Below are 13,317 nucleotides of genomic sequence, written 5' to 3' on the forward strand. Positions count from 1 at the left end.
TTACTGAACTATTACCTGCTGGCTTTTTGGATATTTAACCATGTATGTTAATTGTACCTTTTTATCTTCCTGCGAATTTAGCAGGAAATTCCATGAAACCTTGCCTGTTAGTGCATCAGGTTTTGCGCCCGATGCTTCCTGTGTTTCTACCTCGATAGATGAATTTTGCGAAACGGGCACCTGGTCGTCAACCAGCAGGTTTATTTTTTGGTTTTTCCGGTTTTTAATTTCTATTATCCAGCTTTTGGTTTCCTTTTTATTAGAACCGAAAGTTTGGTTTTGGGTGAGGTTTTTTTCGAGGGTGCGGGTGACCACGATATTTTTATCGGTGCCGAGCGAAAGGTTTAAAGTATCGGCGGCATTGTTTACATCAATTAATGACTTACCGATAAATGTACCTTCGAAATACAGGTTTGCTTCGCCCGACAAAAAGCTATATTTATTCCAATCGGTTAACTGGGCGGTTAAAAACACATCGGTATTAATTTTAGGGGCAACATAGTACTGGAACCCTGATTTAACCTCAACCTGGTTTATCTCCACCAAATACTGCTTGCCATCGGTAGGGATCGAATAAGGATTATCGATATTAAACTCTACGTTGGTTTGGTTCTCCACTTTATTAACGGCGATAGGTATGGAGGTCACTTCAGAAACCGCCCCTGTGACATCTTTTTTGGCATATTGGCGATTGTCGTTATATTCTGTGCTATAACCTACCACCACAACTTCGTTTAATTGGTTCGCACTGGGATTAAGCCCGATATTCAAAAGGCCTGCGCTTATGGGGCGCTCTTCTCTTTTATACCCGATATAAGTAATCGCAAGGGTTTGGGCCCCCGGCGGGACTTGTAAAGAGAAATTGCCGCCGGCATCGGTAACGGTGCCAATGGTCGTTCCTTTAATCAGTACCGAAGCGCCGGGTATTGGCTGACGGTCATCTGTACCATAAACCCGACCGGTTACGCGCGTTACTGCCCTCATTGGGTCGTTATAATACATGCCCACGTTAAGGTAATAGGGTGCTAGGTCGGGTTTGTTACCGCTAACTGCCGGGTTACCTGTGGAAAGGGTGAGTTTTACGTTTTTCCATTCCTCGCCGCTTTGCTGGCTCACATTAGCTTTATAGGCAATGCTCACCGGGCTGTTTACGTTTTTCGCCCTGATGTCGTAAGTTGGGTACCAACCCGCATTTTGTACCACATAGCTTAATGTAAATAATGATTGCAGCACATTTTTTGATGATACTGTAACCCGGATATTGCTTGTCGCTGTACTACGTCCGCGGTTAAGGTCTGCTATCTGCTTGTCGAATTTTTGCAGTTCGCTGTTAAGCACAGCAATTTGATTAGTTACAGCCTGCTGTTTTTCTTTTAAGGACGTAAGCCTCGCAGTTTGAAAATCCAGAGCTTCTTTTAGCTTCAGCACGTCAAGTGTTAAATTATCAGCTTTTACCAATTGATTCTTTCCGAGCATTATCTCTTCCTGCTGGTATATGGCCATCAGGCTGTTTTGCAATTCGATTTTATCCCTTAGTTCCTTTTGCCTTGCCAGCAGGTCTCCCACCTGTTTTGCCTTCAATTCTTCTCCAAGGTAATTCATCTCATGTTTGACCGAAAGAATGGTAAATTCTCCATTGGCATGCACCTGTATACTTTGTACATCGATGCCCGGCGATATTTCACCGAAAACCAAGTCGGTGGTACCAGCGGGTATATTTACCATTGCCGAACGCGTTACCTGCGCGCCTTTTAAAAATACGATCACTTTTTCAACTTTCGATGCTACTTTCTGGCCCTCATCGGCTTTTGCTGCTATCGCTATAAATAATACAAATGCAGCCATTATTAATTTCTTACACATCATCTTTAGGGTTAAATAAATAGTTCCTGTTAATTCAAAGCGTTTATAAATGAGCTTTGTAATTACAGGATGCGGCCGCACGTGCTTTTCCACAAGGCACGCGCAATTATTTATTTCGAGCCTAAAAATTGTATAAATGCAACTACCGAGTCGTTTATCTTGCCAAACACCAGCGAAGGCATCAAACCCAAAACAAGCGTAAGTAAAGCTAAAGGTAGCAATGTTAATTTTTCACGAATATTCAAATCGGCAAGGGCAGTTTTCCACACCGAGCCGCCTTTTAAGTTTAACGTACCAAAAAACATTCGCTGCAGCGTCCATAAAAAATAGGCTGCACCCAGCAATATGCCTACCGACCCACATACCGGCATCCAGTACGGCAGCAAACCATTTACTGATGGCGATTTAAAAGCCCCGGTAAGTGAAAATGCCTCGCCAATAAATGCCGAGAAGCCAGGCAAACCTAACGATGCAAAAAAAGCAATCACCACAAATGATGTATATTTCGGCATAATGGCCGCAAGTCCGCGGAAGTGGTTGATGCCCCTGTCGTGTACCCGGTTGTAGATCACACCGGCCAAAAAGAACAGCATGGTTGATAAAAAACCATGGCTAACCATCTGCATAACTGCACCGCTCAAGCCCTCGGTAGTCATTGAGGCTATCCCCAGTAAAACAAACCCCATGTGCGATACGGATGAGTAGGCTATCATGCGTTTTAAATCCTGCTGGGCAAGGGCGTTCAATGCGCCATAGATGATGGATATTACCCCAATCATCCCCAGCCAGTAGGCATCGGCATGCGCTATTTCGGGGAAGATGCCAACACAAATACGGATAATACCATAGCCACCAATTTTTAGCAGAATACCAGCTAAAATAATTGAAACCGGAGTAGGCGCTTCCACGTGCGCATCAGGCAGCCAGGTATGCAGCGGCACCACCGGCACTTTAATGGCAAAGGCAATAAAGAGCACCACAAACCCAACCGTACGGGCCGGCATACCTAAAATAGTTGCATGGCTTAATACGGAAAATACCGAACCTGACTCATAATTGGCCGGGTTCATCATTTGTATCATGCTGAAGGTGTGGTTACCCGTTACAGGGTCTTTAACCGACAGGTAGAGTCCGATCATCACCAGCAGCATAAATACCGAACCGAATAAGGTGTACAGGAAGAATTTTATAGCCGCATATTCACGTCGTGCGCCGCCCCACATACCTATCAGGAAGTATAATGGCAGCAACATCAATTCATAAAAGATATAGAACAGGAAGAAATCCAGCGAGCAAAATACGCCTATCACGGCCATATCCAATATCAAAAACAGCACGAAGAAGCCTTTCAGGTTGCTTTTTATTTCCCAGGATGCCAGGGCGGCAATAACCAATACCAGCGAAGTCATGACCAGCAACGCTATCGAAAGGCCATCTATCCCCACAAAATAATCAATCTGCATTTTGCCCATGGCACCCAGGTCAAGGTTTATCCATGGCAGCTTTTGCATAAATTGGAACTGCCCTTCGTGGTTAACACCGGCAAAGCTTGCCCCATTTTTAAATTGGGTATAAATCCAGATGCTCATGCCCAGTTGCACCAGGGTTGTTGCCAGCGTTATGTATTTAAAGCCCGCCCGCCACGATGACGGCAGCACCGCGATAACGAATGCGACCAGGATGGGAGTAAATATGAGTAGGGTCAGGATGTTCATCGGGCGCAAAAATTAAAAGTCAAGAACCAGGAATTGAGAATTAAGAGCCAAGAGTCAAGAATCAAGATAGGAAAAACAGGACCAAGGAAAACCCCGATCCTTTCGCCTTTTACCTTTAACCCTTTACCTCTCCTCATATCAGTGTTGTTAAAATAAATATTACCAAAATAACCACCAGCATACTGTAAATATAATACTGCACCTTACCGCCCTGGAAACGGCGTGCAAAGTTACCGATGGATTGTACTACAGCTACTATCAAATTTAAAAAGCCATCAATGATGTATCTATCCGTCCACATCGCTGCTTTTGCCAGCGCCATGCCCGCATAGGCCACGGAATGAATAAAGCCGTCGATAACCCGCCTGTCTAACCTGAATGTAGCCCGGCCCATGGCCAGCACAGGTACTACGATGTACTTTTTGTATATTTCGTCAAAATACCATTCGTTTGCCGATAGCCTGTAAAGCATGCTGGTTTGCGAAAAAGGGTTTGTCTTTTGTTTTGCATAAATACGGTACGCAGCATAAATAACCAGCACGCTGAAAATATTTACACCAACAGGTACAATCACATGAAACAGTCCTTCACCGGCGGTAGCGCCTGTTTGAAACATGCCGTGATAGAGCCATGAATGCTCATAGCTGAATGGATTAAATGAGAAAACAGGGAACAGGCTGCCGGCTGCTAAAAATAACAACGGAACGGCATAGCGCCAGCCGCCATCGCCGATATGCAGTTTAATGTTGGGGAAACGCTCCCGCAGCTTTAAATCGCCGAAAAATACTTTTGTAATAAGCCTTATCACATAAAAAGCCGTTAACCAGGTGGTTAGTATTGCAAATGCCGGGATGAGCATAAATAACCAGCCTTTGCCCTGCGACCATTGGAAAGCCTGAATTAAAATTCCATCTTTTGACAGGTAGCCCGATGTAAATGGCAGGCCGATAAGCGCTAAGCCGCCAATAAGGGCAGCGATAAACGTAAGCGGCATTTTTTTACGCAGACCGCCCATGTTCTGAATATTTTGTGGGTCGATGTCGAGTTTGTTATCATCCCTTATATGCGCCATCTGGTGGATAACTATACCCGCCACCAAAAATAACAGGCATTTAAAAAACGCATGTGTTACCAGGTGAAACAACGACGACGAATAAGCGCCTATGCCCATAGCCATTACCATATAGCCCAACTGCGATATGGTGGAGTACGCCAATATCCTTTTTAAATCGTTTTGGGTGAGCGCAACGGTTGCCGCCATAAAAGCGGTAAAACAGCCGACAATCGCCAATATATTTAGCTCGATACCATTAAACATGGGATAAACCCGGCCCAATAAAAACACCCCTGCAGCCACCATGGTTGCCGCGTGGATTAATGCCGAAACCGATGTTGGCCCTTCCATGGCGTCAGGCAGCCATGTATGCAATGGAAATTGCGCAGACTTTGCCGCAACTGCTAAAAATATCCCTATGAAGGCTACAAACTGCCAAATGTCATCCAAGTGGTATGATACACCTGGAATGGTAAATGAGCCCGTCAACGGCGAATACCACTCGCCTCTATTATAAACTGTTATTGCTTTAATGATAGAATGGTCGCCAAAAAGTATGTTGATGTCAAATGTGTGGAAAGTGGCGTAGATAATAAGGATGGCCGTTAGCAGACCGATATCCCCTATCCGGTTCATGATAAATGCTTTTTTATTTGCCTGGACTGCTTTATGGCGACTGAACCAAAAGCCAATCAGCAGGTATGATGAAAAACCCACAAGTTCCCAGGCGATATAGAATAGCACCAGGTTATCAACCACTACCAGCGCCAACATGCTGAAACAAAAAAAGCTCAGGAAAGAAAAATAACGGTTATAACCGGCATCGTCCTTCATGTAAGCCATGGAATAAATATGCACAGGAAGCGCAATCAGGTTAACCAGCAATAACATCAGTACCGAAAGATTATTCAGCAAAACACCGACGTAAGCCTGTGTTTCGCCAACCGTAAACCATGCAAACTGTTGGTGTACCAAATGCCCGGTGTTCCAAACTTTTGAAAATATGGTTGCAGACAAAACGCAGCTAAACAAAATTGCCAACGTAGATACCCAGCCGGTAATCTTATTGTGTTTACCGGGAATAACCAGGTTAATTAAAAAGGCAAGCAAAGGCAGTAACACTGCCGCGAGTGTAAATTTTATGGTAAGGGTATCTATGGCTTGTAAAAAGTTGTTCAATTTTTACTTTATATCTTATTATTTCTTGTTGTCATAGGAGGAACGAAGCAATCTCTGAACTTTGCAAGTCCGCAATGCTGGCGTGCGATTGCTTCGTTCCCCGCAATGACACGAAGGTTCTAATCCCCCAATTTATTAATACTTCCCGGGTCAATGGTTTTGTATTGCTTGTACACATTTAAAATAATGGCCAGCGCTACTGCTGTTGTTGCGGCCGCCAGCACTATGGCGAACAGCGCAAACATTTGACCGCCGTTATTTATCCGGTCGTATTTGCTGAAGGCTACCATGTTTAATATGGCGCCGTTCAGCATCAGCTCAATGCCTATCAAAACCTGTATGGCGTTTTGTTTGGATACTATCATATACAAACCCACGCAAAACAGCACCGCGCTTACTACTAAAAAATCGGTTAATGATATCATGCGCTTCTCCCCTTTCGTGATAAATGCGCCGCGCCTACCAATGCTACCATCAGTAAAACCGAGATCGCCTCAAAAGGCAGCAGGTATTTGGTCATTAAATTAATGCCGATATTTTCCGTCATCGATGAATTTGGCAATATCATATTATGCGTAACCTGGGCCTTTTTAACCCATCCTAAATTGTCGGCATCAAGTTTAAAAATCATGTTCAGCAATACAACTAAAAACAAGCCGGCCAGTAGTAGTGCGGGTAGTTTATTTATGCTGATAAATTTGCTGCGCAGCTCACCTATAGTATTCAGCGTTTCTTTGCCCGATAGCATAAAGGCAAACAATATCAGCACCAGGATGCCGCCAACATAAATTACTATTTGAGTTATCGCCACAAAATCCGCCAGTGCAAGCACATATAATCCAGCCAAAGCAAAAAGCGTTATAAAAAACATAAAAATACTGCGCACCAAATTTTTTGTGGCAGCCACAAATACCGCCGACGCAGTGGCAATAAACGCCATCAAATAAAATAGCACCTGCGCTAAGTTCATGCGCCGCCCTCCTCTTTCTTTTGCATCGCCGCTAATTTGGCCGCCTGCCGCTCGGCCTGTTGCTTGTCAAACTCGGCGCGTTTTTCGGCAGCCACCTCGGGCGACATGTCCGAAAACTGGTAAGTAAGGTCACTTAGCTGGAAAACTGTTTTATCGTACTGGTTGGTCATTACAATACATTCCGTAGGGCAAACGATGGTACACAGGCCGCAATACATGCACTTGGCCATATCGATGTCAAACTTTGCGGCATACAGCCTCTTGGTTGTACCGTCGGATGTTTGTCCGATAGCTTCTGTAGCCTTTATCGATTCGATATCGATACAGTTAACCGGGCAAACTTTGGCACAAAGGTCGCACACAATACAGTCATCCATCTCCACATCCAACTGGTAACGCCCCACCTCGGGGATTGGCAGTTTTTGATGCGGATATTGAATGGTATTGGTGCCTTCCATCTGCTTAAAGTAATTAGCGTCACTTGCAGGCAGCAGCTCACGCTTTTTATGCGAAGCAAACAGGTGCGTTAGGGTGATGGATAATCCCTTTAATGCCGAAGTAAAACCTTTTATTGTGTTGTTCATTGGTTCATTAGTTCATTGGTTCATTTTGTCTGAACCGGGATTTTCGGGATTAAAAGATTCCTTTGATTACAAATCCGAAATCGAACATCCGAAACCCGAAATTACATTAGCCACAGCCTCCATACCCCCGATATCAGCATACAAGCAAAAGCCAGGGGCGTCAATACCTTCCAGCATAGGGTCATCAATTGATCAACCCGGAAGCGGGGGAGCGTCCACCGTATCCACATTTGTATACCTACTAGGGTAAGTGTTTTAATTGCTATCCATATTATACCCCAGCCCGCGCCGGTTGTCCATGTTGCTAAATGCACCGGGCCAATATTGGGCAGCGGAGTGTTCCAGGCGCCTAAAAACAATATCACGCCCACCATCGATACCAAAAACATCATTGAGTATTCTGCTAAGAATACAAGGGCAAATCTTAAGCCCGTATATTCGGTGTGGAAACCGGCTACCAGTTCCGATTCTGCTTCGGGTATATCAAAGGGCGCCCGGTTACTTTCGGCAAGCGAGGCTATAAAATAAATCACAAAAGCTACCAGTAAATGCGGGGCACGAAAAACATTCCAGGCAAAAAAGCCGCCGATGGATGATACATCCCAAAAGCCCGCGAATTTGGTTGTTTCGTTTGCAAGTATGCCCTGCTGCGCGGCTATATCCTGCAGGTTAAGGGTTTGGGCTATCATCACCACCGAAATAATGGCAAACCCGGCAGGTATCTCGTATGATATGATCTGCGCCGCTGAACGCATAGCACCCAATATGGCGAATTTATTGTTCGATCCCCAGCCCGCCATTAAAATTCCCAGCGTTTCTATCGATATGATGGCGAAAACGTAATACAAGCCCAGGTTAAGCTTTGCGGGCACTAACCCCGGTCCCCACGGTAAGGCTGCAAAGCCAAGGTAAACCGCAATAAAAATAATGGCAGGCGCCAAAATAAACAGCAGCTTATCGGCGGCGGCGGGGGTTATCAGTTCCTTTTGCAGCATTTTTAAAATGTCGGCAAAGGTTTGCAGCGAACCATATTTGCCTGTTTCAGTTGGACCAAGCCTGTCCTGTATAAATGCTGAAACCTTTCGTTCAGCGTAAACACCAAAAAGTGCAAACAAAGCCGAAAAACCAAACAGTCCTATCGCAATAATAAAATATGTGATATAAAAATTCAATCCCTTTGCTTTAGCTGCAAACTTAGTGATTTTGGTTGATTAAGTTGAACGGTGTTGAATAGTTGATAAGATTGGTAGGAATAGTGTGTTAGTCCGAAAATAGAGAAAGTCAGTAAAGAAGCTGCGATTTCAGAAGTACTATCTTTTAAGCACTACCTTTACGGCGTTAGACTTTTCTCCGTCTTCCGGACTTTGCTGACTTTTCGGACTTCCGGACTCTACTCAACACTTTATTTCCGCAAAGCCAGATTGTACTTTCGCCCCGAAAAATAATTCCCCGTAGTGGTCAAAGTCCGCCGTATCGTCTGTAGTGGTAAAAAAACGCTGGGTATTACCGGTGCTGATGCTCTTTTCCATCTCGGAGTGGCGATGTAGATAATCGACCAGGCTATGGGCCACAATATCCCCTTGTGATACCACTTTTATATTAGCTGGCAGGTATGCTGCTATCTTTTGCTGTATCAGCGGGTAATGGGTACAGGCCAGCAAAAGCGTGTCGATGTTTGCAGATTGCGCCAAAACCTGGTCGAGATATTTTTTTACAAAATAGTTGGCGCCGGGCTTGTCGTATTCACCGTTTTCAATCAGCGGCACCCAAAGCGGACAGGCTTGCTGGTGTACTTTTACGTCCGGGAAAAACTTACCAATTTCCATTTTGTACGATTCGGACTGTATTGTGCCTTTCGTACCCAACACCCCTATTTCTTTTGTTTTGGTATAGTTGCCAATTACTTCGGCCGTTGGCCTTATAACACCCAACACCCGTTTGGCCGGATCCTGGCCTTTCAAATCAAGCTGTTGTATATTACGCAGCGCCTTGGCCGATGCAGTATTGCATGCCAGTATAACCAGCGGGCACCCTTGTTTAAGCAACCATCGTACACACTCCCAGGTGTATTGGTGAATAGTCTGGAACGAACGGTTACCATAAGGCGCCCTGGCGGTATCGCCCAAATAAATATAATCGTACTGTGGCAACTGCTTAAATATGGAGCGGAACACCGTCAGGCCACCATACCCCGAATCAAAAATGCCTATAGGCTTATTGTTTACCATCTGCACAAAAATAAAAAAAGCGCCCCGTAATATGGAGGCGCTTTATAAATGTTTACTTAATGCTTATTATTTAATACCCAATTTAGCTTTTGCAGCTTCCATCAGGTCATCACCCGGAGGCGCAACTACAAACTGGGTTTGAGTTGAGTTCATTACATAAGAATAGCCTTTTTCTTTAGCAACAGCTTCAACAGCTGTACGTGCCTTATCAGACAATGGTTTAATCAATTCCTGCGACTTTTCGTCGAATTTTTGTTGTGCACTGGTATTGTAATCCTGCATACGTTTTTGGATATCCTGCAATTCAGCTTGTTTGGCAGAACGGGCAGCATCGGTCATGCTGGCTTGTGTTTTCTGAAACTCAGTACCTTTTGTTTGCAGTTCGGTTTGCATTGCAGCAAGCTCGTCAGTAAATTGTTTTGAGTAAGTATCAAGTGTAGTTTTTACTGTTTTAGCTTCAGGCATAGCACCAATTAGTGCGTCGAAATTAATGTAGCCGATTTTACTTTGGGCTTTGGCAAAGTTGCCTATCGTTAAAAAGCACACTGCAACCAAAGCAACTTTAAGAAAATTTTTCATTTTTTTTTGTTCTGTGTTTAAATTTAATGGGATAATTATAAAAATTTATTTTGTAGTTTTCGTTGATTTTAAACCAAGTTTTGTTAAGACGTCCGCACTTTTATCATACCGGGGGTTCGCATATAACATTATCACTTCGCTGTTTTTGTCAAATACCATATCCAGGTTTTCATTCTCGGCAACTGCCTGTATAGCTTTTGCCATTTTATCCTGTATTGGTTTTATTATTGCATTACTTTTTGATGCAAGCTCTCCATCCGGACCAAATTTTTGACGCTGAAAATCTTTTGCTGTTTTTTCTTTATCTGCAATCTCGGCCTCACGTCTCTTCTTCATGTCTGCAGTCATCAACACCTGGTCGGCCTGGTAGGCCTTATATAAGCGGTCAATTTCCTGGAAACGCTGATCTACCTCTTTTTGCCACGATACCGACAGCGCTTCTATCTGTTTTTGTGCCGATGAATATTCGGGCATTTGTTTTAAAATGTACTCCGAGTCAACATAAGCAAACCGTTGCGCAAACGCGCCGGTGACTGTTACTAACGTAAAAAACAGGATGAAAATTGTCTTCTTCATTACAATTAATTAAATCCGCCGTTTAAGCTCTGTGATATCGAGAAGTGGAACTGGCCCCTGTTTGCATCCGGAATACCCGGTATTTTATCAAATCCATAGCCATAATCCAATCCAAGCAAGCCGAATATAGGTAAAAATATTCTTGCTCCAACACCTACTGAACGTTTTACGTTGAACGGATCAAATTTATTAAAAGAATTCCAAACATTTCCACCTTCGGCAAACGCTAATAAAAATATTGTTGCCGATTGCCCCTGTATTACAGGGTGGCGCAACTCCATGGTATATTTATTGTAAATGGCACTTCCCGGGTTATTATCAGCTGAATAATGTGTGCCTTCCGGAATTATCGAGAAGTTTTGATACCCCCTTAAGCCGATAATTTCACTACCCTGTAAAAACTGGTAGCTCTGCATACCATCGCCCCCCAGTTTAAACCTTTCGAAAGGCGAAGGGCCAACTTCTGATTTGTATTGCCCCAAAAAGCCAAACCTCACTTGCGACATCAATACCAGTTTACCTGTTATTTTAGTAAACCACTGCGCATCGTATTTAAACTTGTAGTATTCAACAAAATGGTAGCGCTGTTCCGGCGTTGCTATTTTATAGTTAATGTTGTTAAATAACGAGTATGGCGGCGTGGCCTGCACGGTAAATTTAATGTTCGAACCCGATGTTGGATATATAGGCACATCTATAGAGTTACGGCTAAGTTCCTGCGTTAGTTTTATATTATACGATGTTCCGTTTGAAAACAGGTAACCGGTATAGTTATCCAAATTATAGTGGTCAAAGTTTAACGAGTAATTCAACTGGAAATAGTTATCAGGCCAGTTTAAGCGCTTACCTAAAGTAACACCAATACCGTTAATGCGCAGTTTATTGTACAGCGGGTTAGTTTTGGCATAGTAGTCGCCGGTTGAGCTTAACTGGGTATAGGCCGATAGTGCAAAATAAATTGGCTTTTTACCACCTAACCACGGCTCCGAAAACGTAAACGAGAAGTTTTGATAGGTATGCCCGCTGGACTGACCGCGCAAGCTCAATTTCTGTCCGTCGCCTTTTGGCAATGGTTTGTATGCTTTTAAGTTGAACAGGTTGCGTAACGAAAAGTTATTAAACGTAAGCCCTAATGTTCCTACTAACTGGCCGCCACCAAAGCCACCCGAAAGTTCAATCTGGTCCGAAGGTTTTTCAACTACGTTGTATACAATATCAACAGTTCCATCCTGCGGGTTAATATTTGTTGGCTTCGGCTCAGTTTTTTGCTCATCAAAGTTACCCAACTGCCCAATTTCGCGGGTACTGCGTATCAATAACTCTTTGTTAAACTTCTGGCCGGGTTTGGTCCTTATCTCACGCATAACCACTTTATCGTTGGTTACATCGTTACCTTTTAGTATAACCCTGTTTATGGTATATTGGGGGCCTTCATAAACCCTAAGGTCCATGTCCACGGTATCGTTATAAATCTTTGTTTGTACGGGGTCGGCGTTGTAAGTAAGGTAACCATCGTTCAGGTAGAAAGATGAAATATCATCGTTATCAGGCGTTGGGCCTATTAGCCTTTTGTTAAGCTCTTCTTCGCTAAATACATCACCTTTTTTAATTTTCAGGATTTTGTTTAACACCTCGGCAGGGTATTTTGCATTACCCGACCATTTGATGTTACCAAAATAATATTTGTGCCCTTCAAAAACTTTTATTTTGATACCAACTGTATTTGGCCCGGTTTTAAATACCGAATCTTTTATTATTTCGGCATCTCTGTAACCACGTGCCTGCATTTTGGTGACAAGGTTCTGCTTATCCTCGTCGTACTTATCCTGCTTAAATTTACGCGAACCAAAAATATTATAGAATTTACGGGTACGGGTTTTACTTAAAAACTTCTTTAGCTTTTTATCTTTAAAATCCTTGTTGCCTTCAAAGTCAACTTCAGATATCATTACCTTTTTATGCTTATCAATCTTTACGTCGAGTATGATGCTGTTGGCATCACCCGGATCCTTACGCTGTTTGATTGATACAGTGGTATTTAAAAAGCCTTTTTCGTTAAAATGCTTTTTAATAATAGCTGTAGTTGTGCTTATGAGGTTGGCATTAACAATTTTGTAAGCCTTATCCGATAGTTTCTTCTGAACGTCATCAATTTCACCTTTGCGGATGCCGGTTAAGTGCAGGCGCGATAAACGCGGCAATTCGGTAACAGCAATCTCCAGGTAAATGGTATCCAGGTTAATTTTTGTAACGTTTAGCTGTACATCCTCAAACAAGCCCTGCGAATACATATTTTTTATCACGTTTGCGTTAGCCTCGCCCGGCAAAGTAATGTGGTCGCCTTTATTTAATTTCGAAATAGTGAGCAACACATCTTTATCCAGCGATTTTGTTCCGGATATGGTAACCCCCCCAATTATATAATCTTTTGGTTCCAGGTAGCTCAAGCTATCTGCCGGTAACGTGGACTTTGGCAACGAATATTTGGGCTGACTACCCTGGATTTGGGCCATGGCAGCAGTGCTTATTACAGTGAAAAGTATAGCAAAAAGAAATTTATTCATTCGAA

At 43.4% G+C, this 13,317-nt stretch carries 11 protein-coding genes; all 11 read right to left on the reverse strand.

Annotated features, from left to right (window positions below; genetic code table 11):
- The 11 genes from NAF19_RS01145 to bamA all read right to left on the reverse strand — a co-directional run bounded on the left by NAF19_RS01145 (nucleotide 1) and on the right by bamA (nucleotide 13,312).
- Complete coding sequence (locus NAF19_RS01145; RefSeq protein WP_252787903.1) at nucleotides 1–1,863, reverse strand: DUF4139 domain-containing protein; 1,863 nt, start codon at nucleotides 1,861–1,863, stop codon at nucleotides 1–3.
- A 110-nt stretch (nucleotides 1,864–1,973) separates the two neighbouring features.
- Nucleotides 1,974–3,578: a complex I subunit 4 family protein gene (locus NAF19_RS01150; RefSeq protein ID WP_252787904.1), complete on the reverse strand. Its 1,605-nt coding sequence runs from the start codon at nucleotides 3,576–3,578 to the stop codon at nucleotides 1,974–1,976.
- A 133-nt stretch (nucleotides 3,579–3,711) separates the two neighbouring features.
- Nucleotides 3,712–5,811: an NADH-quinone oxidoreductase subunit L gene (gene nuoL / locus NAF19_RS01155; RefSeq protein ID WP_252787905.1), complete on the reverse strand. Its 2,100-nt coding sequence runs from the start codon at nucleotides 5,809–5,811 to the stop codon at nucleotides 3,712–3,714.
- Nucleotides 5,812–5,930: 119 nt separating this feature from the next.
- On the reverse strand, nucleotides 5,931–6,236 hold the full coding sequence (gene nuoK / locus NAF19_RS01160; RefSeq protein ID WP_252787906.1) for an NADH-quinone oxidoreductase subunit NuoK: 306 nt from the start codon (nucleotides 6,234–6,236) through the stop codon (nucleotides 5,931–5,933).
- Nucleotides 6,233–6,781, reverse strand: coding sequence for an NADH-quinone oxidoreductase subunit J family protein (locus NAF19_RS01165; RefSeq protein WP_252787907.1), 549 nt, complete (start codon nucleotides 6,779–6,781; stop codon nucleotides 6,233–6,235). The genes nuoK and NAF19_RS01165 overlap by 4 nt, the downstream gene beginning before the upstream one ends.
- Nucleotides 6,778–7,365 carry a NuoI/complex I 23 kDa subunit family protein gene (locus NAF19_RS01170; protein ID WP_252787908.1) on the reverse strand — a complete coding sequence of 196 codons (588 nt, stop codon included), beginning with the start codon at nucleotides 7,363–7,365 and terminating at the stop codon, nucleotides 6,778–6,780. The genes NAF19_RS01165 and NAF19_RS01170 overlap by 4 nt, the downstream gene beginning before the upstream one ends.
- Before the next feature lie 101 nt (nucleotides 7,366–7,466).
- Nucleotides 7,467–8,537, reverse strand: a complete 1,071-nt coding sequence (nuoH, locus tag NAF19_RS01175; protein WP_252787909.1) for an NADH-quinone oxidoreductase subunit NuoH — start codon at nucleotides 8,535–8,537, stop codon at nucleotides 7,467–7,469.
- Between the two features lie 222 nt (nucleotides 8,538–8,759).
- Complete coding sequence (murI, locus tag NAF19_RS01180; protein ID WP_252787910.1) at nucleotides 8,760–9,593, reverse strand: glutamate racemase; 834 nt, start codon at nucleotides 9,591–9,593, stop codon at nucleotides 8,760–8,762.
- A gap of 66 nt (nucleotides 9,594–9,659) precedes the next feature.
- The gene (locus NAF19_RS01185) at nucleotides 9,660–10,172 is read right to left on the reverse strand and encodes an OmpH/Skp family outer membrane protein (RefSeq protein WP_252787911.1); all 513 of its coding nucleotides are present in this window, start codon (nucleotides 10,170–10,172) and stop codon (nucleotides 9,660–9,662) included.
- A 45-nt stretch (nucleotides 10,173–10,217) separates the two neighbouring features.
- Nucleotides 10,218–10,748 carry an OmpH/Skp family outer membrane protein gene (locus NAF19_RS01190; protein WP_252787912.1) on the reverse strand — a complete coding sequence of 177 codons (531 nt, stop codon included), beginning with the start codon at nucleotides 10,746–10,748 and terminating at the stop codon, nucleotides 10,218–10,220.
- 5 nt (nucleotides 10,749–10,753) lie between these two features.
- Nucleotides 10,754–13,312, reverse strand: coding sequence for an outer membrane protein assembly factor BamA (bamA, locus tag NAF19_RS01195; RefSeq protein WP_252787913.1), 2,559 nt, complete (start codon nucleotides 13,310–13,312; stop codon nucleotides 10,754–10,756).
- Nucleotides 13,313–13,317: the final 5 nt, after the last annotated feature.

The sequence above is a fragment of the Mucilaginibacter flavidus genome, assembly GCF_024055575.1.
In the GTDB taxonomy this organism is placed as follows: Bacteria; Bacteroidota; Bacteroidia; order Sphingobacteriales; family Sphingobacteriaceae; genus Mucilaginibacter; species Mucilaginibacter flavidus.